This is a genomic window from Neptuniibacter sp. QD37_11 (assembly GCF_047778105.1).
Classification (GTDB): domain Bacteria; phylum Pseudomonadota; class Gammaproteobacteria; order Pseudomonadales; family Balneatricaceae; genus Neptuniibacter.
This window is the reverse complement of the sequence record NZ_CP180554.1, coordinates 197,299-216,895: the sequence shown is the minus strand read 5'-3', so window position 1 is coordinate 216,895 and position 19,597 is coordinate 197,299. Positions and strand designations below refer to the sequence as shown.

The 19,597-nt window shown below is 43.5% G+C and carries 17 protein-coding genes; 6 read left to right on the top strand and 11 right to left on the bottom strand.

The window, feature by feature from the left end; all coding sequences use genetic code 11:
- Window positions 1–5: 5 nt before the first annotated feature.
- The gene (locus ACMXYT_RS18420) at window positions 6–1,379 is read right to left on the bottom strand and encodes a hypothetical protein (protein ID WP_415913062.1); all 1,374 of its coding nucleotides are present in this window, start codon (window positions 1,377–1,379) and stop codon (window positions 6–8) included.
- A 161-nt stretch (window positions 1,380–1,540) separates the two neighbouring features.
- On the opposite strand from ACMXYT_RS18420, the gene ACMXYT_RS18415 reads away from it, so the two are divergent.
- The gene (locus ACMXYT_RS18415; RefSeq protein WP_415913061.1) at window positions 1,541–2,455 is read left to right on the top strand and encodes a hypothetical protein; all 915 of its coding nucleotides are present in this window, start codon (window positions 1,541–1,543) and stop codon (window positions 2,453–2,455) included.
- Here the strand turns inward: ACMXYT_RS18415 and ACMXYT_RS18410 are convergent.
- The 10 genes from ACMXYT_RS18410 to ACMXYT_RS18365 all read right to left on the bottom strand — a co-directional run bounded on the left by ACMXYT_RS18410 (window position 2,452) and on the right by ACMXYT_RS18365 (window position 14,827).
- On the bottom strand, window positions 2,452–2,976 hold the full coding sequence (locus ACMXYT_RS18410; protein ID WP_415913060.1) for a dihydrofolate reductase: 525 nt from the start codon (window positions 2,974–2,976) through the stop codon (window positions 2,452–2,454). The two genes, ACMXYT_RS18415 and ACMXYT_RS18410, sit on opposite strands and share 4 nt — an antisense overlap.
- 76 nt (window positions 2,977–3,052) lie before the next feature.
- Window positions 3,053–3,430, bottom strand: coding sequence for a hypothetical protein (locus ACMXYT_RS18405; RefSeq protein WP_415913059.1), 378 nt, complete (start codon window positions 3,428–3,430; stop codon window positions 3,053–3,055).
- A 106-nt stretch (window positions 3,431–3,536) separates the two neighbouring features.
- Window positions 3,537–4,460, bottom strand: coding sequence for a hypothetical protein (locus ACMXYT_RS18400; RefSeq protein ID WP_415913058.1), 924 nt, complete (start codon window positions 4,458–4,460; stop codon window positions 3,537–3,539).
- 511 nt (window positions 4,461–4,971) lie between these two features.
- Window positions 4,972–5,805, bottom strand: a complete 834-nt coding sequence (locus ACMXYT_RS18395; protein WP_415913057.1) for a hypothetical protein — start codon at window positions 5,803–5,805, stop codon at window positions 4,972–4,974.
- Between the two features lie 39 nt (window positions 5,806–5,844).
- Window positions 5,845–7,815, bottom strand: coding sequence for a TonB-dependent receptor plug domain-containing protein (locus tag ACMXYT_RS18390; protein ID WP_415913056.1), 1,971 nt, complete (start codon window positions 7,813–7,815; stop codon window positions 5,845–5,847).
- Entirely contained in the window at window positions 7,808–8,728 is a 921-nt protein-coding gene (locus ACMXYT_RS18385; RefSeq protein ID WP_415913055.1) for an esterase-like activity of phytase family protein, read from the bottom strand. The genes ACMXYT_RS18390 and ACMXYT_RS18385 overlap by 8 nt, the downstream gene beginning before the upstream one ends.
- A gap of 140 nt (window positions 8,729–8,868) precedes the next feature.
- Window positions 8,869–9,747: a hypothetical protein gene (locus ACMXYT_RS18380; protein ID WP_415913054.1), complete on the bottom strand. Its 879-nt coding sequence runs from the start codon at window positions 9,745–9,747 to the stop codon at window positions 8,869–8,871.
- Window positions 9,748–9,751: 4 nt separating this feature from the next.
- Window positions 9,752–11,731: a TonB-dependent receptor plug domain-containing protein gene (locus ACMXYT_RS18375; RefSeq protein ID WP_415913053.1), complete on the bottom strand. Its 1,980-nt coding sequence runs from the start codon at window positions 11,729–11,731 to the stop codon at window positions 9,752–9,754.
- Between the two features lie 258 nt (window positions 11,732–11,989).
- A complete protein-coding gene (locus tag ACMXYT_RS18370) occupies window positions 11,990–12,286 on the bottom strand; it encodes a hypothetical protein (RefSeq protein ID WP_415913052.1) in 297 nt (98 codons plus the stop codon).
- 99 nt (window positions 12,287–12,385) lie between these two features.
- Window positions 12,386–14,827, bottom strand: coding sequence for a putative bifunctional diguanylate cyclase/phosphodiesterase (locus tag ACMXYT_RS18365; RefSeq protein WP_415913051.1), 2,442 nt, complete (start codon window positions 14,825–14,827; stop codon window positions 12,386–12,388).
- 272 nt (window positions 14,828–15,099) lie between these two features.
- On the opposite strand from ACMXYT_RS18365, the gene ACMXYT_RS18360 reads away from it, so the two are divergent.
- The 5 genes from ACMXYT_RS18360 to ACMXYT_RS18340 all read left to right on the top strand — a co-directional run bounded on the left by ACMXYT_RS18360 (window position 15,100) and on the right by ACMXYT_RS18340 (window position 19,595).
- Window positions 15,100–15,312 carry a hypothetical protein gene (locus ACMXYT_RS18360; RefSeq protein WP_415913050.1) on the top strand — a complete coding sequence of 71 codons (213 nt, stop codon included), beginning with the start codon at window positions 15,100–15,102 and terminating at the stop codon, window positions 15,310–15,312.
- Between the two features lie 85 nt (window positions 15,313–15,397).
- Window positions 15,398–16,915 (top strand): prepilin-type N-terminal cleavage/methylation domain-containing protein, encoded by a 1,518-nt coding sequence (locus ACMXYT_RS18355; RefSeq protein ID WP_415913049.1) that lies wholly within the window; start codon window positions 15,398–15,400, stop codon window positions 16,913–16,915.
- A gap of 65 nt (window positions 16,916–16,980) precedes the next feature.
- Window positions 16,981–17,586 (top strand): DUF4214 domain-containing protein, encoded by a 606-nt coding sequence (locus tag ACMXYT_RS18350; RefSeq protein ID WP_415913048.1) that lies wholly within the window; start codon window positions 16,981–16,983, stop codon window positions 17,584–17,586.
- Window positions 17,587–17,595: 9 nt separating this feature from the next.
- Window positions 17,596–18,990: a DUF4214 domain-containing protein gene (locus tag ACMXYT_RS18345; RefSeq protein WP_415913047.1), complete on the top strand. Its 1,395-nt coding sequence runs from the start codon at window positions 17,596–17,598 to the stop codon at window positions 18,988–18,990.
- On the top strand, window positions 18,987–19,595 hold the full coding sequence (locus ACMXYT_RS18340) for a hypothetical protein (RefSeq protein WP_415913046.1): 609 nt from the start codon (window positions 18,987–18,989) through the stop codon (window positions 19,593–19,595). The genes ACMXYT_RS18345 and ACMXYT_RS18340 overlap by 4 nt, the downstream gene beginning before the upstream one ends.
- The last annotated feature ends 2 nt before the right edge of the window (window positions 19,596–19,597 follow it).

The following is a 19,597-nucleotide window of genomic DNA, read 5'->3' as shown; positions in this document are numbered from 1 at the left end:
GCTGCCTATTTCACCTTGTAGTGTTGGGGTCTTTCTTGAGCTTTTTGCTCAGCAACCTTTGGATCGGATTGGTTGCCTGTTACTAGGGTTGGCAGTATAAGCTTAACTTTGCGTTTTGAGTAGCCTTCACCGTACGCTTGCATCCGCATATGTCCACGACGGTAGTGTGGGCGTGGTGAAGCATGCGTACGTGCGCTGTCCCCTGTAGCGTTTGCCACCACTCCACTAGAGATGATAATACGGTCCATGGCCTTTTGTAGGCGCCTATAGAGCTTACCCCTCTTCTTTGGCGCTGCTCGGATATATTTGCCTTCGATGTCGTGGTAATCGTTGACACTTTGCATGGTGCTCCTTGCCTGATTTGAATTAATATACAAAAGGGCGAGGGCAGCCATCTTTACTAGTCGCTTGTTAACCTCTTTTAACGGGCTGGAGTCAAGTCCGCCTCGACTATTCTCCTCAAACACTCCGCGCCGCTCCCAGCGCGCATGATGTCGCTCTAACATTTCAGTGAGTGTAATGCCTTCGGCATCATCACCCTCAGGCAGGTAGATCGGAATGCAAACATTAGGCGTGTTGTTTGGACTATCTGGATCATCAGGGTTTGCGCATGAAATAAATATCATTGTGATTTCACGGATTCTCTCACACCCATCTAATCCCAATTCTTTCATCATGCCAATTTCTGCATCGTTATTAAATTCCGTCATCTCTTCAGGTTTAAAAACATTGCTTGAGACGTAGAAACCCTCAATCGGGCTACCAACAAAAATTTCGCGACCGGTGCCATCTATCTCTCTGGACAATAATTCAAGTGAACCTGCGACCGGTTTTGTTTCACCTAATTCTACATAAGATATACCTTTACTTGGGGCCTGAAAGAATTCAGCAGGCAAGTCATCACCCAAATCGGTGAGCAAAAGCATCTCAACAAGTTCGTTTGTAAGAGTGTAATAAGGCTTTTTTTGCTGAAGAAAACACAGGGTTGCAATTAGAACGCTCATGGTAGAACTACCCATGCTGGCTAAAAGCTGAACCAATGGGCGGTAAGCATCACTATGGTGACCTAAGTTAAAAAGCATGGAGAGTGATATGGGAGACTCATTCTCCCGTGCAGTCGCGTTTAAAAGTACGTCAACAACCTCTCGGTTACATTCCGAAGGAAGTACAGCTGCCTCCATGCCGTATACAAATCTTTTAGGGTAGGGCATGTGACGTAGCTCATTGCGAATAGCATTACGACGTTTCGGCAATTCGTTGGTAACAAGTTCATTCAGGCGCTTAAACTTTTGAGCTTCATCCATTAGAGTTGGTAGGTCATTTTCTTCGCCGAAACATTCTAGCCACCATGTTGGGGTTTCGCTTCCTTTCTTACTCATATTTAGCCTCTACCATAATAATCTTTATCGACTGGCTATTATGACTGGCATGCCTGCAATATACAAACTTCAAGGCTATGGAGTAAGTATGGATTGTGCAGATGGGTTATTTATTATAATGATTTTGATTTTTCGCTATGATATTATTGAAGCATTAATTCTTGGATATACTTACCGTGATTGCAGGTTTTTTCTTAATTTCCCTTGTGGTTTTAGGAGAGTATTTTAATAATGCACTCTTGGCGAGCAATAAAGCGGTTAAAGAGCTGATTGTGTGCTTTCAGTTCATTATTGTTGGTAGTGTATTCCTACTTATTGGAGGGGATGGAAGACCATTCTTCTCCCACGACTTCTTTACAGATTGGCGCTTCTGGGTGCTGGCGGGTCTTGAGTCCTGCACCTTATGGTTCATGTTGCTTTGCATGGAACGTAACAAAGCTCAAGTACATGTGGTCGGGTATTTTCAATTTTTAACCCTACCTCTAATACCTATAGTGGTTTTAGTATTTGACTATCTAAATCTTTTCCCGGGCTCAATGCAGATGCCATTCACTGAGATCTGGCACTGGGTACTCTTTGTTGCTTTCAATATGTCTCTGACAGCTATGTTTATAGGCCCCAAATTAAAACAAGGAAGTATCCCTAATATCAGCTCACTGATTATGCTATCCAGTTGCCTGTGTCTTACCATTATTTTCTCCGTAAAGCTGATTCAGATTTATCCTAATGCAATTCTTCTCTATGCTTTCATCTTTATCTTTAAATCAATTGTCTATCTTCTACTGTCTTTCGATAAGATAAGAAAGTTGGAATGGAATAAAGAATTGCAGAGCTTTGTGACAATAACAACTATTAAGTGCAGCGCCATCTTTATGGTTATTTGGGGGCTTAATTTAATAGCTGCCAAGCTTATACCGGTTGAGCTATTCGCGATCTTTAAGCGCCTATCTCAAGTATCAAACTCATACTTATTCGACGCGATTAATAAGAAAACTTTGCGCTTTATTTCACGAAAAGATGTAAGTATTGTGGGAAGCATCCTTGCTTTTAACGTCATCCTTATTACGGTGGTTTAGTTCGCCCGGTAACTTTTGATGACAAAGCCCACCTTATTGTCTGCCCCTGTGATAGTTAGTAGCTCTTGCACTTTGCCCTTAAGTAACGTCTTGTACTGATCAGCAGGGAAGTAGGCATCAGCGTTTTTATCACTAGCCTCAAAGTATGTTAGGCTCAACTCATCAACGTAGGGGGCAAACGTACCGTACACATAACCGCCCCCTGCTACAACAACGCCATCATGACCTTTTTCATTTAGCAAGGATTTAGCGTAGTCGACTACTCGGTCTGGCGTGAATCCAGATAAAACAATGTCAGAATCCTGAAGAAGCTCAACCCCATTAGGATGACTAGTAAGTACCAGTACAGTTCGCCCCTTTAACGCTTTGGGTAGGGATCTATAAGTATTTAAGCCCATAATTACAACATGATTTCTCGTGTAATTCACAAAGTGCTTAAAATCCTCTGGATGCGTCCAAAGTAATTCATTACCTTTGCCTAATTCATATGCCTGACCAACGGCCGCTATAGCTTTAATCATCTCTCTTCCTATATGGAATTAGAGTCCCTGCTTGGGGACTGCTTTATGTTTGCGAACTGCAGTATATATCCAGCTTTTAGCTAACACTCCACCTTATAAAACAGGCTAGCTGATACGACTTGTTAATCAAGGTTACCATGATAAGAAATGGAATTGCGGTAACTGCAAGTGCGCCCATAAGCACTATGTTGATTACAGGATCTTTATCAAGGAATTCAAGGCACTCTTCTCGATCCTTCAGCAATATATAGCTGGAAAGCACAATGGAGGCAATGGCTAGTAAAGGCACGATGGCACATCCGATCATTCCTATGTAGAGGAAGATTGAACTCAATGCCGCTAAGGCGCAAGCCGCTCCACAGAATTCAGTTTCTGAAATATCCTTTTTCCATAGAATCCAGCTTTCTCGCTCAGGCGAATTAAAGCATGCATATTTTAAGTCTGATAAGCGCATGATGGCTCCTGTTATTATTATTTTTACAGCAAAATAATATAACAGTTATATATCTATATCAATCTATCAAAATAAATCAAACGCGCACCAAGCACCTACTATCCAGTTAACAGTTTCGATAAGTAGGGAGTTTATTCACCCAATTGAACCTCAGGTAGCGATAGATCTCCTGCCACCCTGACCCATGACTTACCTTTAAGATTTTTGGCATGCAGATTGACGCCTTTCCCTGAGCATCCATCTCGGTGAAGTCACCATAATCCTTAGTGATCTTTGAATAATGCTGTGCAACATGAGCAAGCTCATGAGCAATTAAGGAAGCCAAATAAACCTCCCGACTCCCCTTACATGAACCTATTTCTTTCAGTTGAGCAATATGGCTATATTCATTGAAGGTGTACTGCGTTTTACCTAGCTTAATATCGGCTACCGCCAAGCTTATGTAGGGCTTTCCGTTGCGCGTGCCACCCCAGCTGCTCGATCGACCCTCAGACCAGCTAATTTTGAGCTGCAGATCATTTTGTACACTACTTTGAAGGCGCATTGGACAACCTTTCCCCTTTGCGACTTTGATCGCCTGATCAACAAGTGATTTTATCTCAGCTTCCACGCAGATTCTGAAGGCTGCTATATCACCCGTAGGTAGCTTGCGTTTTTTTCGCTTAGAAGGAGGGAATTCCCCATACTCTTTCCAATAATCCAATTTCTCACGAATGTCACAATAGAGGGATTCGGACACATCCTCTCGATGACTAACAATTTCCGCTGCATACTCAAAAACAGACCACAGCATATTGGTACGACTATCATCCTTGCCGTAGTAAGGGAACGCCTCTAATCTTGTCTGTTGCTTAAAGTACTTCGGTAAGAAGGGGCTACCTTCCTCATCTTCATTACACGCCCTAAGCATTTCAAAGCAATCGTCCCCTATAACTTCCGGTCCATTATCAGCATAACGCCACTCCATTATCTCTGTGGCCTGATCATACACCTCGTTAGGCAACGTCCATTTGGAATAGGTTGGATACATACTTTGCCCTCTCTCCTTTGTATGCTTTTAATTATAATAGTAAAAACAAACAATGCAACATTATCAAATTATGCTTGCAATTCATAATCGTTATAGTAATATTGCTGTTCTTACCGGTTAAATCACTGCACAATATCCGGCAGGTGCAAACGAAACCGCGTGATAGTAGCGATGCGCTGGACGGTGTTGAACACGTCTTCGGATAGTCTGGGTTGTATGCTGGTAAACCTATCACACACTTTGTAAGCTCTCTGGTGTACCGGGGACTGATAATGAGGATAAGCATTGGGCTAGCTGGCCGGTGGAGTACCTCTTCTTCAATCTTGCTAATTGCCTTGGGATATACAAGGGCAAGTGCGGGTAGCTAATGCAGCGAAATCTTGCAAAGGCGTGACCCCTTGATATGCGATCTCTTTTACCGCTCAGCGCACAGAGATCAGTCGATAGGTGGGAGCCTATGAGATAGATAGTTGCGCATCTATTAAGAGACCCGGGCTTTGCTCGGGTTTTTTTATGGTGAAGTAGGGCGCTTCATCTGCATTCGGAGGTGTCGGGAGACACGCTCATTGACCACCAATACCGGTTTTTCTGCATATTCAACAGGTAATGCGTCCTCAAACTTATTGATCACTTTAACAACGGTATCTGAAATAGACTCATTGGTGCTGTACCACCCACCTGAAAAGCCTGACTTAACAAAGCCGGGTGACAGTCCACCGAATACCGGAATGCGCTGCCTGATAGTAGCTATCAGTAATGGCTTTATGTATGTCGGAGTGATTAATTTTGACTGTGGGGAGACCACAATGCCATCGACAACCTTAATAACCTCTTTGAGAGCTTCTACAGAAGAGGAGCCATCGTCAGTTAACCTAAATACAAGCTCAAGATTTTTATGCTTATACATCGCTTTTATCATCCCGATTTCAACGGGATCATCCCGCTTGCTGTAGAGAACACCTAGGCGCTTGATGTATTGCTTATGCTCGGAAGCATACGAAACTTGATGCATAAGAGGCTGCTCAATCGCTATATGGCGTGTCTTGAGTACCCCCATATCGATACTACTATATCGTCCCGCTGAAAACAGAACACTTAAGAATTGCGCCTTGCATTCTCGCCCCTTAAATACATCACTAATATATTCGAGGGCTTGAGCTTTGGAGACAATAATGGTTGCTACTTCGGCGCTACCACATAAACGATCAACCTCTGAAATACTTACATCATTCAAAGCAACTCGCTTACTTAAGCTGACATAGAATTCCTCCATCCTTGATGTAGGATTACTTTCTTTGAGCCAATAAATACCATTTCCTGCCACAACGTGGGAGGAAAGTAACATTAAGGCCCAAAGAAAGTATTTTATCACCGGGTCTCTCTATTATCTGCGATATTCCAGTGTAACGAAGTACATTTGATCCCAACCATAATCGGTTCGTGCATCATATACATCTTCTAGTACATTCTGTGCAGTTACCTTGATGCAGCCAGTATCCTGTACCGTCAGCTTTCTACAGTATTTCGCCTGCAGGTCCAGCTTCTCATAGCCTTCAATCGACTCATTCACACTCCACTCAGATTGAGTTACACGGTGGTAGAAACCGGAGAGCGTCAGATTTTTCGTAGCATGGTAACCCACTAATAGAGACAGAATTCTCTCAGGATGGGAGTCCGCGTAGTCGTAATAACCCAGACCTGTGCCGGAAACATCTGTAAAAGCAGCGCTAGCATTCACCAACCACTTATTTGAAGGCTTCCAGTCCAGATTGAATTCCAATCCCTTTAGGAGTACTTCATCAGGATTGTTGTAGTAATCCACAACATTTGGAAACGGTGTGAGTGCCTGTGAAGGCTCTGCACGGTATGCAAACTCAATTACATTCTTAACTTTGCTGTAGTACGCAACGGACTCAAAGCGCAGATCACCTTCAGGTTTTACATAGGTGTAACCGATCGAGGTTTCATCCATTTCTTCACTTTTAAGCCCTCCATTTTGATAGCCAGTGGCTTTCATGGTGTAGAGGTCCATTGGCAGCAAGTCGAGTTCGTACTTTGTTTGACCTGCATTCTCGAAGCCACTTGGAAGACGGTGGCCAATTGAGTGTCCTACACGGAAGAAGTGAGCGTTATTAATATCATAGATGTAAGAGATTTGTGGCGAGATATCGATATTACTTGTAATGTCGGAATGCTCAGCCATCAAGCCCGCGTTTAGTTTGTGATGATCTGCGAGATCGATCTCTGCCTGTGCGAACAGCTGGTACACGTCATTGTTTACAACATTATTTACATCATCACTAATTCGTCCTTTGGACTTATAAGACTCTGATAATGCGGTACCACCTGCCACAAATGTACCCCATGCATTATGGAAGTTGTGGTAGTACTCTAAGGATTTCCGCTCAGTGGTATAACTGTAATCAATCTGGAACGGACCAAATCCCGGTGCGCTTGAATTGATACGATGATCCAGATCAAACTCCTCAATGAATCCAATTAGGTTGGAATCATGCGTGTCACTATATGTGCTCGTCCAATTGAATTGACCGAAGAAACGACGCTGCCCTAGATCACGCTCAGGGTCGAGTGTTGGTGATGTGCCGCCAGCACCATACAGACTATCACTGTATCCAAGTTGCCATTCGATATTATTTTCCGGGTTGATGCGCTGATCCAGTTTTAACCAGATAGATTCATCATCACGCGTATCAAAGCGATCAATTAGGCCGTCATCACGGTGTTGTTTAATACTGCCGATCACATTCAGGGAGTCACTAAGCTCTTCACTGAACTGAAGGGTATAGTCTTCTATACCATTGTTACCGCTACGCACCCAACCACGGATTTTACTGTCTTCCAAAGGTGCTTTGGTGTAGATGTCGATCGCTGCCAGTAGGGCGTTTGCCCCATGTACTGAGCTGCTCGGGCCACGACTGACTTCTATCCGCTCAATGTCTGTAATTTGAACCGGCAAGTTGCCGAGGAATACCCCACCTAGGGCCGGTAGATATACGGAACGCCCATCCACTCGGAACTGAATGCGACGGTTTTGCTCACCCGTTAGACCCTTTGTGATTAGGGTAGGCTGGTTACCGTATTTATAGCCCACAGTGAAGCCCGGCACCATGCGGAAAAGGTCCGCCACATGTCGAGCACCGCTCATGTCAATCATCTCGCGAGTGATTACTGTAACGGGTTGTATGCTGAGTTCTGGGTTTTGATTAAGACGTGCACCTGTCAGTACAACAGGTAAATCGGAAAAGTCTTCTTCGTTTGCCCACCCATCATTGACTTGCGTCATCCCCATTAATAGTGCAGCACTCATCAAAGATGCTTTATAGTAATTATTCATGTAGGAAATTTTTCCCATTGATTTGAATTAAAAGAGGAGCAGCCGATTTGTTCCATTCATTGAACTGCTGATTATTGTCGGTTATTAACCACATCGTTCCATGATGGACAGTCAAGCCTTCGACTATCCCGTATTTCTTATCTTTAAAATCAAAATGACGCTTTGCAATTGGCGAATAATCCAGACAAAGGAGAGCGGCCCCTTTTCCCGATAAAAGCTTGCACATCTGCCGTCTATTTCTGTTTACAAAGTACAAACAATTATCATGCCCATATGCAATGGCAGATATATCATCCGGCACCCCTGAATGGTGAGGGCGGTAACGGAGAAGTCTGCCACTATCTACTTCAAGAATGCCACTTGGCTCCCTTTCAAAAGCAACCGACAACTCCCCACGGTTGTTGGTTGCGATGCCTTCAATGCCCGCATTCACCTGATTGTGCAAACTCTTTTCTCTCACATGTGCGTTAGTAATAGTCTGCCATGTCATCTTCCATGTTTTACGTTCAATGTGTAGGACAGAGCGAGTTGCCTCACTAGCAAGCCAGAAATTTTCATCGTCACATTCAATCCCTTCCCAATCAAACGCCGGTAGATTTAATAAATCTTTAAATAGATAGTTGATTTTATATAACGTTGGAAGATGATCTGTAGGGGCGGAAGGGGCACTTGCCAGCTCATATGCTTTAAGGGCGGTAGCCTTCCGTGATATAGAATTAATTTCCAGCTTATAAATATTGTTATGATCATCAGAGACTGTATACATGCTATTGCCGTCATGGCAAAGGCCGGAGGGCTCTAGTGCTTCATCTGAGACAACCGTAAAAAGGTTATAGTCAAACGCATGCACTGACTCTGTTAGCGACAGGGTTGCTAGCAGTGCGGCTTTGAGCACTTTATTTTTATATTTCATATATATCTGTACAACGGTTTCAGGGGATGCGAAATGGTACAGAAGAATGTAGCTTAACTCAAGTTGTGACGGGGTATTGCGGTGCTTCAGTAGGACGATTTACTTGTTAAAGCAAAGGGTTTCTTATACCTGCAAATAAATCAGGGCATGAGGTACTCCATACGCAGCTGTTTAGCTAATAGTTTATTGCTTTTAATCAAGTACTCGTTTGAATATGTATGGTAGGCCGCATCTTCAAAATTGAAGATGATTTCATTAAGCGCATCAACCAACCCCTTGTCAGTAGAATATACGCCCCCTAAGAATCCACTTCGAATTAGATCGCTTGAGGGGCCGCCGAGCATTGGAATTCGTTTTCTTACCGTATAGATAAGTGCTGCCTTTAAATATTTCTTGGAAAGCAGTGGGGCATGATTTCCTACGATGATAACATCGACCTTATCTGCTAAGTCCTTCAACTTCTTGATCGCATGCTTAGCGTTTGAAACGCCCTCAAAGATGTATGGGTTTCGTTTAGCCCGGACTTCTCGCTTGAGCTTACTTAACTCAATAGAATGTGGAGGATAGCTATGTAGCACACCAATCTTCATATAATCAGGTAGTCTGTCATCCACATAGCGAACTTGCTCCACCAAGGGTTGCTCAACAACTAGATGTTTGGTGTTTGAATCGAAGGAGTAGTGTCTATTGATGCCTTTTGTTGTATTCAGTACGGAAATTAATTGATATTTACAGGCATCATCTTTAAGTGCCAATAACTGACGCGCTTCTTTCAATAAAGGAATGTTGGCACTAATCACAGTTAATGGTGTTTTTGCGCCCTTTACGCACTGGTTTTGAAGGCTATTTAGGCTGCTTTTTGTGATCGCAAGTTCATCGCCTAGTGCTTTCGCTATCCGCGCCTCATGGCCCTGAAGGGCTCCATTACGGTGGAGCCATATAATCGATTTTGAATTGGCTTTACTACTAACGGTTAGCAATAGGAGTAGAGGTAACACTGAACAGATTATTTTTTTCACCGTATTACCTCCGATACTCAAGTGTAATGAAGTAATTTTGGCCCCAGCCGTGTTCACGCCTTGCGTCCCTAACATCCTCTAATAGATTCTGGGCCGTAAATTGGAGGCAAAGTTCATTATCCCTTAATCGGTGATTACAGTACTCGGTACTGAAGTCTAGCTTTTTATACCCATCCATTACATAACCGCGTGACCAAATAGCATTATCGACCGCATGGAAATTAAGTGCTGCAGTCCAATTAGGTTTGATATTGTATCCAATCAATAGTGAGGCGATCCAATCAGGATGGCTATTGGGGTAATCTATGCGGCTAACAGACTCCCCTTTCACATTAGTAAACGCCATAGTACCGTGCAGGAACCATTTCATGGTTGGCTCCCATGTCAACTCAAGCTCCAATCCTTGGATGTCTATTTGCGCCGTGTTGTTGGTGTAATCGACAACATACTCCACAGGTGTACCGGCTTGAGCGGGATCGTGCCGAATCCATTGTTCAATAACATTGTTAAGCTCTGCCTTGTAGGCGAGTGCCTCAAAACTAACATTGGCCTTCCGATTGGAATATGCATAGCCTAATGAATGTTCTTGTATGCTCTCACTATCAAGATTTCCACTGAGGTGCGCAGTGGATTTAAAGCTATATAGATTTCGCTTTAACGCTTTCAGGTAATACTTTGTTTGACCAGCATTTTCATAGCCTGAAGGAAGGCGATAGCCTTCCGAATATCCTACTCTGAAAAAATGATTAGGTAATGGCTGAAAGATATATGAAAACTGGGGAGCGAAATGCACTTCATTATTAATATCCGACTTCTGCAAATTCACCCCTGCATTGATACGGTTCTTCGCATCCACATACCATGCCGCTTGGCCAAAGGCCTGCAAATTTGTGTTGCTTAGATGACCGTAATAGCTACTATCTAGACGACCTTCGGAGTGGTAGAGATCATGGTCGATAAGCCCACCTATGGCAATCTGATAGTTTTCCCCCGTTAAATTGTGGTAATGCTCAAGGGAGTACCGCTCAGTTTCAAAGTTATAATCAACATTGAAGGGGCCATATATTGGATGCTCGCTGTTGATTTCATGCCCGTAGTTAAATGACTCATAAGACAAGATTGAAGTACTGGTCCAATTCTTTCCAAAAGAATGGTGCCAGTTGCCCTGCAGATACAGACGTTCTTGATCTAGCGGTCGTTTGGGGTCTAAAACAGGATCTTCACCACCCGCGCCATAATTACTCTGACTCACACCTAGCTGAATTTGGATATCATTATCAGCACTCAGTTGGCTGTCGACCTTCAACCATAGAGCCTTATCTCTTGAGTGGTCATGCAGGTCAATAAGGCCATCGTCTTCTCGGCTCTTAAAGCTTGCAATCATATGAGAACCATCATTCAGCCCAACATTCGTTTGAATGCTTGTGTCTGTTATATCATTGCTTCCTTTTCGTACAGAAAAGATATGCACACTGTCGCTGAACGGTGTTTTGGTATAAATATCGATTGTAGCGAGCAGGGCATTGCCGCCATTAATGGAGCTGCTAGGCCCGCGGCTAATTTCTATATGGTCTATATCTTCTAGTTGAACAGGGATATTTCTGAAGAATGCACCACCTGTCATAGGTAGATAAATACTTCGACCATCGATTCGCATTTGGATGCGCCGATTGAGCTCTGAAACATTGGAGCGCGTTATGACAGTTGGTTGATTGCCATAGAGGTAACCTACGGTAAACCCGGGTACCATACGGAAAACTTCAGCAAGGTTTCTGGCCCCGCTTAGGCGAATCATTTCCTCTGTGATAATCGAAACAGGCTGGAGGCCGACTTCTGATTCCTGAGGTATTCGCTTGCCTGATAGGAAATGCGGATACTCCGTTGAGTAGCAATTTGTAACGGGCAGGCAAAAGACCGCAAGAAAACTTGCCGAGGCAATAGCCCAGCTTGTTTTTTGGTTTTTTGAGTGCCTTTCCAATTGCATAGTACCAAGTAGCGTTTTTTTCGTGCGGGCGAATATCGCATTAACTGGTTGAGAAAGCAACAAAATAGCAAAAAACGACCCTTGGGTCGGTCAAGTCCAAAGCAAGTAGAATAAGGTTGATGTATTTGGGCCTATTCTATTATATCAAGAGCGTACACTTGATATCTGACTCAAGCCTTAGCGAAATGCAACAGGATCAATGCAGGCGCTATAGTGCATTTCTTTTATAGAAATTCAAACACTATAAATATCATATAACTATATCAAAAATGCAGCGGCAAACGTCATTCCTGCAAGCCCAGCGTATTGGAATACCAAGAGTTCTGTTGCTTCATGTTGCAGGCTTATGCCTGCAGAGCCTGTATTGGCTGGCTTTAACCCCTGTAGAAGCCAAATTCCATATAAGGCCAAGCCATAGATGGAAATACCTGCTGCGAACACGAATGACACTAGCCACAAAGAAGTTAAAAGTGAGGGGCCTGCTAATCCATATGACGTCAATCCGGTTAAAGCATAGCCCGCGAAGGATAGAATAGGGTATTTAATTTGGCACATAGTATTATTTTCATTATTATTTAGGATTAAATATACCATGCCTCCAAAGTTTAATCGCCTTGTTAAAAAATTAGTTTTTTTTATACTACCTCTTAGTTGTTAACAGGCATCAATGTAACCTCGAACGTCAGCAGCCTTTAATGGCTTTGAGTAGTAGAACCCTTGAGCTAGCGCACATCCCTCTGATAATAGAAAATTAGCTTGTTCTTTCGTCTCTACACCCTCAGCGATGATATCCATTTTCATCGCCTTAGCGAGATGAATAATAGCTGTTGTGATAGCGCAGTCATCCTCATCTGGTATGTCCTTGATAAACTCACGATCAATCTTGAGGAGTTGAACCGGCATATGCTTAAGCTTACTTAAAGATGAGTAGCCTGTGCCAAAGTCATCTATTGCAAGTGTGAGCCCCATGTCGGTTAGCGCTCTTAGTTGCGGCAAGACATGCTTAAATTCCTGCATAGCAAATGTTTCAGTCACCTCAATCTCTAACCGTGCCAGATCGAAGTGAAATTCATTTCGCAGGTCGACGATCTGTTGAGGCAATGTCCCCCTCAGTAATTGCGGGCCAGACACATTGATTGAAAGTTTTTTATACTCGACTCCCTCACTCAGCCATTCAGCACCTTGCCTAAAAACTTCCCGCAAGACCCAGTTGCCTATTTCGATGATTAAACCATTATTCTCCGCAAGGCTGATGAATTGGTCGGGCCTGATCAATCCGATCTCAGGATGCCCCCATCGTATTAAAGCCTCCAGTCCAATCAACTCGCCATTTAAATTATTAACCTGTGGCTGGTATTCCAAGTAAAATTGGTTCGCTCTAGCCGCAACATGAAGATCATGGAGAATCAGAGATCGATTCTGAGTAAATCGCGTCATTTCAGGCTCATAGAACTGATATGTATTCCTTCCTTGGCTTTGTGCGCGCTTCATAGCCTCGTCGGCACGCGACAAAAGCGTTGGCGTGTCATTGCCGTCGCCGGGGTAGGTGGATATTCCAATGCTGTACGAGGCGTAAATATCTTTCTGGTCAATAACAAACGGTTTTTTTGCATTACTGATGACTTTCTCTGCAACTATGGATGCATCCTCATTACTGCGAATATCATCAAGAAGCAAAATAAACTCATCACACCCTATTCGGGACACCGTGTCATCAGACCGCAAAAGGGAGGAGAGTTCTGTCGCAATCCTCTTAAGAAGCTTGTCGGCTGTGAAGTGTCCATGATCTTGATTTATGCGCTTAAATCCATCGACATTGAGGTGAATGACAGCCATTGGGCTTTCATTTCTCCGGGCATGGTCAATGGCTTTATCAATTCTATCATGGAGGAGTTTTCGATTTGGCAAGCCTGTCAACGCATCGTGATGATCAAGGTGACTTAGGATCTCTTGGGAGTTTTTGATTTCAGTAATATCAGAACAGGTAGCTACAAAGCTCTGTAAGCGCCCAGATTCATCATAAACAGAATTGATGTAACCTAGAGCAGGGAAGGCGGTCCCGTTCTTACGACGAAGCCACACTTCCCCCGTCCATTGACCTTCTGTACTTACACTACCCACAATATCCTTAATGCCGTTTTTAGAAGGTGCACGAGACAGGAATGTGTATGGATTTACTCCTTCTACTTCACTCTTGTCATATCCCAGTAACTTAACAAATGCATCATTAACGGTAATTATCATACCTTCCCTATCTGTGATAACTGAAGGTTCAGAGGTGAACGTGAATAAACTAGACGCAAGTACCAGTTGCTGGTTCGCTTCAGTTATCTCAGTTACATCCTGCACAGTCCCATGTAAATGCTGCACCTCACCGTTTGCATCCAACACGATCTGTGCCTGCTCATGGACGTGCTTGATTTGCCCATCATTCATTTTTAAGCGATGAGTGATGGTATAATCTACTTTAAGTTCTAAGGACTTCCTGAATGCAGTGTCCACCCTTTCACGATCATCAGGATGAACAGCGTCCAAGAAGCCCTCGTAGCTTGGCGTATACCTATCAGGGCTTAACTCAAACATCGTGTAGATCTGCTTAGACCACCAAAGTGTATCCTTGGTAAAGTCATACTCCCAACTACCAATCTTTGCAATTTGCTGCGCCTGATTAAGCCTATTTTGAATTTTAAGTAATTCTTTACCGATAGGATGTGTTTCATAATATTCAAAAAGGTGAACCACAAGATTTGCAGGCTCTATAAATCGGTAACCCGTAGGGCTTTTGGAAATAAATAACTTCGCGGGATATTTGTTGGTTAAGTTATAGGCTTCAATGCACAATGTTTCATCAGGCAGTGTAATAACATCACAGGCTTTGAGAGTATTACTTGGCTGACCAAGGGATTCACAATCGACTAAGATACTCACAATGCATTGTAGTGTGATTGCTTTAACGGAATCACTGCCAGACCGAAGTAGGGCAATGTTTTGGTCGTGAGACAAAAGATGTCGAGCAATGCGGCTAATGGGCGCATCGCCTTCGAAACTTTCAATCTCACTGAGATAAATGTCAGACAGTTTTAAGTTGGTGTACATTGTTTGAGCAGTTTCTAATTATTTTTTTTGGCATTGTGCAGATTTTCCTAAAAAAATTCCAGTAATTTTCCTTTTTCGGCCATTCCCATAATTATTTGGTGGGTATTGCCCAAGAGGACTTTATTGAGCGCAGGTGTTACATGTCGGTTGTGATTTGTAGATTATTTATTATACCGTTACCTTTGTAGATATTCTTCCTTGGGAAAATTATGAAACAGTTGAACATACTCGGATATTTATTATAATGTGAATCAATAGATTGGGAGGTGTGTATGCTTAAAACAAAGAGCAAGAATTTTACAGATATCGTTAAGGCTTTTCCTGAATTCGAGAATTTCGCATTCGGTACTCTTGTGAGGCATTCATCAGGTGATCAGGCGCGCGTGATTGGCTATTCGAGATATGCCGAGGGTATCGTGGATCTCGATGAGCGCATTGCAGGCACAAGAGAGCACAACATTTTAGATCTTACCCCCATTGGGTAGATGGTATTAAGTTCATTGCTATTCTTTTGATTCTTTTATATTATAATAAAAATATTAAAAATAATAAAAATAAAAAAAGTGCATTATGGTACATACAAAACATCAGCGCGGATTTACCTTAATTGAAATAATTGTAGCGATGGGTATCGTTGCCCTATCAATTATATACATGGCCGAGTATCAGATGATGACTCAACGCCAAGCTTTGGCCAAGCAGGCAGGGCAGGATCTCTACCAACTGCATAATGCCATTAAGGGCTGGGTGATGAATAGGTCAGCAGATATTGCCTCTGTTACACCCGCAACCTATGCCGGTAGCCGATGGCTTAAGGACGCGAGCTGCGGCGGTTCGGCAGACCAGATGTACGTCCCTTGTGATTTTCCTGATACCATTGCCATTGGTAACTTAGGCTATACATCCAGAGTTAAAGCTCTTACGGATGCAGCAGGGAATAAGTATATCGAAGTCGATACAGCCATGAGCCCATTCAAACTGTCAGATGGCCTGATTAGGCCAGATCTGGCTGGCATTGCTGCCTTGTCAGCCAATGGGTATACCTCTGCTTTTTCACCTGTGGCAGCTGCATTCGGCTCTGTAAATTCTGACCCTAAAACAGCTATTATTAGCATGACCTCCTTTAATGCACCCGGCACTAGTGAGTTATGGCTCCGCACTAACGGAACTAATCCGATGCTGGGCTCTATTACAATGGAAGGCGTTACGGGGAACAGTGAGTCAAGGAATATAGAGGGCTTGAATCGCATAACCGCTACCGATGGCGGAACCCTATTTATAGGAAATCCGGGTGCCATTACAGGCGATTTAGTGGTTGATTACAATACAGATATGCTTAAGGACTTAACGGTTCGCAATAATCTACATGTGTCTCAGGATGCAGCCATTGATGGCACCCTTACTGTCGGTGCTAACATTGATGCGGGTGGAGACATTTACACAGCGGGTGAGGTTTATGCTGATGGTGACATTACGACAGAATCCAATCTGATCGCAAAAAAAGATCTAACCATTGAAGGCAATACCAATATCATGAAGGATCTAAATGTAGACGGAAATGCGATCGTTCAGCAAAGGCTTGAAGCAATTGGTGACCTCTACGTAGGAAGCAATGCTAACCTGAATGGGAATCTTGAAGTTAAAGGTGATACTAACCTGAATGGGAATCTTGAAGTTAAAGGTGACATCACTCTTCCTGCGGGGAGTATTGATGCCAGTTCTGGTAATATAAAGATGTTTTCTGCTGAGGTTGGTAGTGTACTAATAGATGGCAGTAGTCCTGCACAATTGGGTGCTGCAGTATTTGATCAGCGCATCAACAGAAGCGGAGACTATGTCAATAAGCCCATTTGCCCGCCGGGACGAACGCCGCAAATATTTGTAGCCGCTGCTTCAGTACCAACAGGCTCAGCAATGCTTGTCGGTACAACTTCCGGCACTATTGCAGGAGACGTTAAGCGATTTCGAACTACTGCAGAAAATGTAGGAACCAGATGGCGTGTTTGGGCTGAAGTCTTCATGAATTCCAGATGGTATAAATTGAATGCCGCTGACGGAGACTTGCGCTCCTCTATTAAATGTTCTTAGTTGACTTTATTATAATGATTATTAAAATAGTAGTAATCAACAAAAATAATAAAAGGTCCAATAAAATGAGACTTAAGACACTTTTTAGCTCGATTGTGGTTTCAGCCACTCTTTTATCCATTCCTTTACACAGTCATGCTTGGGTTTCCAATGTTACAGACTCAACCGGCAATAAGAATATAGGGTCCGCCACGCTGAACTGGGTTACAGGTCCTTGGAGTTCATGTGATGCTTCTAGTAGAAGCTGCGGCTCATCAACCGGCAAGCAGACAAGATCAGTTTTCTGCAATGCAGGTAATCTAAATGGAAGCAATGCAACAGTAAGCGATAATTACTGTCAGTCTGTTTCGTCATCAATAGGCGCTAGGCCTAACGACCAAAAATCATGTAGTCGCTATTGGGGGGCTTGCCCTCCACCTCCGCCGCCTCCATCACCACCAAGCCCTCCGAGCAGCTCTAGTTCATCTGGAGGTGGTTGCAGTTATTCCGCTACAGTTTGTGGTTTATACAGCAATAACTTAGGTAGGGCGCCTGATGCTGGCGGAGCCGCATACTGGCAAAGTCAGATCAACAGCGGTGTATCCCCTGCACAATTACAACAAAACTTCATGGCGGGCGTAAAAGGTGCTCGTGACTGTAATTATACAGGCAATAAAGCTATTCAATGTTAAGGTGCTTTCATGTTAGATCTTTTTTCAATTTACCCTGCCCTTAGTTCGCTAACAGCGACGGGGCAGGCGGTTAGTTCAAATCACTTTGGTCGCTCAACAAACATTCTCCCCTTTGGGCAAACGGGAGATTCCCTGCAAGAGGGCGGGTTTAATATCGCTGGTGATTACTACGCAAACTTCCTCGAAGACAACTTTCTCCAGCATTTAAATCAGTATGCTCAGGCTCAAAGGGATCTTGACCCTAACTGGTCAGCCATCACAGACCCTAATTTACCTCGCCCAATGCAAGGCCAAGGTCAATCAATTGTTCATAAGTACGAAACCCTAACAGGGAAGACTAATTACGGCCTGCTTAATGACTCTGATGTCATTGTTTCAGGCGCCATGGCAGAGCTGCAGCCATATTGGGAACGGATGTTGATCGACACAATGATTCAAGAACAGTTGAACAATTCAGATCGCTCACTTGTTGACTTAAAATACATGCAAGAAGGCCGGAATTCAGTTGCCCATATCCTAGATAAGGATGAATATCAGCAGGCTAAAGAAGTAGAATTTGCATACGCTAACAGCATTGTATTCCTATCTTTAACAGAAGATCAGAAAACGCAATACATTACGATGTCACTTGCCAATCAGTGGGAGATGATTTACCTAGAGAAAGCGCTTTGGGATTCCCACCTAGATTTAAATTCAGGGCATTACTTGACATCTGCAACCAGTCAGCTTGGAGAGTACGACGCCGCCCTACAGGCAGAGAAAGATTCAATGGACCTTTCTAATGTTCTATCAAAGTTTGAGACCTACAATCGCTACACTCATCGCGATTATCGGTCTGAATTTGAAGCTATTTTTGAAGAGCAAACAAAGCCGTTGTCTTTTGACTCTATTAGCAACCAACTAAAGGGTGTTTTCATGCTCTATCAGGGCGTGCTTAATCGAGTGCCAGACAAGGGTGGTTTTGAGTACTGGGTTAGAGAAATCAATGAGGGCTACACTCTTGAGCAATTGGCTGTAGGGTTTGTTTATTCTGAAGAGTTTCAGGAGCGTACCGGCAGCGAATCATGGCGTGATGTGACTTTTGATAAAGTCTTGACGGGACTATATAGCAATGTGCTAGGTCGTGAGCCTGATCAATCTGGATACGACTGGTGGACAAATGAGTATGAAAGTGGCCGAAAGGAAATTGGCAATGTAGTGACTGGCTTCACATGGAGTGAAGAGTTTTATGGAATTGCAGATGAAGAGATGCATGCTTGGCTATCTGCCACTTACGGGCCAAACCTGAAAGATTTGGACTGGCAAGGACTAGGCTTCAATGAGGAGCAGACTGACAGTATTGGCCTAGTAGGTCAGTATGATATTAATAGTGATCATGGCTACGCGGGAGTGGTTTTCCAATGAAATACTTACTGGCAGGCACTTTGCTTACCTTAAGCTCAGCAGCTATTGCAGAAGGCAAAATCACTGCGCCTACATGCAAAGCAACCGACGACAGAATGATTTGTGAACTTATCCAGTTTGACGTTGCCGAAAAATTCAAGCCTTCACGTTACAATTACTTCGGTCGCTATAGGAGTTTCCTTGCCATGGCGGCGGAGAAAAGGCGACTCACCCAACCAACCTATTGGCATAGGTATGATGACAATAGTGCTGCATCTTATGGAGAAGGGCAGGTTTGGCTGAGCTTGCCAAAAAACTTGCAAGGCGAAGCACTTTTAGTACCGCCCTCGCAAATCAGGAAGTGGTTGGTTTCTAAAGCTGAGCCAAGCGACTTGGCTCTCATAAATAGCGAAATCAAAGCTTTCAATGAGCTAGAGCCATTAGCCAAATACCTTTGGATGACAATGGAGCCATCGAAACGCATTGAAGGGATTAATATGGAAGCGAAAGAGAGGAACAATTTCGTCCTTAAGCATAGGGATCATTATTCCTATGATCCTTACAAAGAAAATATGGATATCTGGCTTGAGTCTTGGAAAATCCCATTAACTAATAAAGCGCCATAGGC

Coding starts and splice junctions, on each gene's coding strand:
- ACMXYT_RS18420 (WP_415913062.1), bottom strand. CDS start 1,379: ATGAGTAAGAAAGGAAGCGAAACCCCAACATGGTGGCTAGAATGTTTC.
- ACMXYT_RS18410 (WP_415913060.1), bottom strand. CDS start 2,976: ATGATTAAAGCTATAGCGGCCGTTGGTCAGGCATATGAATTAGGCAAA.
- ACMXYT_RS18400 (WP_415913058.1), bottom strand. CDS start 4,460: ATGTATCCAACCTATTCCAAATGGACGTTGCCTAACGAGGTGTATGAT.
- ACMXYT_RS18340 (WP_415913046.1), top strand. CDS start 18,987: ATGAAATACTTACTGGCAGGCACTTTGCTTACCTTAAGCTCAGCAGCT.
- ACMXYT_RS18350 (WP_415913048.1), top strand. CDS start 16,981: ATGAGACTTAAGACACTTTTTAGCTCGATTGTGGTTTCAGCCACTCTT.
- ACMXYT_RS18390 (WP_415913056.1), bottom strand. CDS start 7,815: ATGAATAATTACTATAAAGCATCTTTGATGAGTGCTGCACTATTAATG.
- ACMXYT_RS18355 (WP_415913049.1), top strand. CDS start 15,398: ATGGTACATACAAAACATCAGCGCGGATTTACCTTAATTGAAATAATT.
- ACMXYT_RS18385 (WP_415913055.1), bottom strand. CDS start 8,728: ATGAAATATAAAAATAAAGTGCTCAAAGCCGCACTGCTAGCAACCCTG.
- ACMXYT_RS18345 (WP_415913047.1), top strand. CDS start 17,596: ATGTTAGATCTTTTTTCAATTTACCCTGCCCTTAGTTCGCTAACAGCG.
- ACMXYT_RS18370 (WP_415913052.1), bottom strand. CDS start 12,286: ATGTGCCAAATTAAATACCCTATTCTATCCTTCGCGGGCTATGCTTTA.
- ACMXYT_RS18365 (WP_415913051.1), bottom strand. CDS start 14,827: ATGTACACCAACTTAAAACTGTCTGACATTTATCTCAGTGAGATTGAA.
- ACMXYT_RS18395 (WP_415913057.1), bottom strand. CDS start 5,805: ATGTTACTTTCCTCCCACGTTGTGGCAGGAAATGGTATTTATTGGCTC.
- ACMXYT_RS18375 (WP_415913053.1), bottom strand. CDS start 11,731: ATGCAATTGGAAAGGCACTCAAAAAACCAAAAAACAAGCTGGGCTATT.
- ACMXYT_RS18405 (WP_415913059.1), bottom strand. CDS start 3,430: ATGCGCTTATCAGACTTAAAATATGCATGCTTTAATTCGCCTGAGCGA.
- ACMXYT_RS18360 (WP_415913050.1), top strand. CDS start 15,100: ATGCTTAAAACAAAGAGCAAGAATTTTACAGATATCGTTAAGGCTTTT.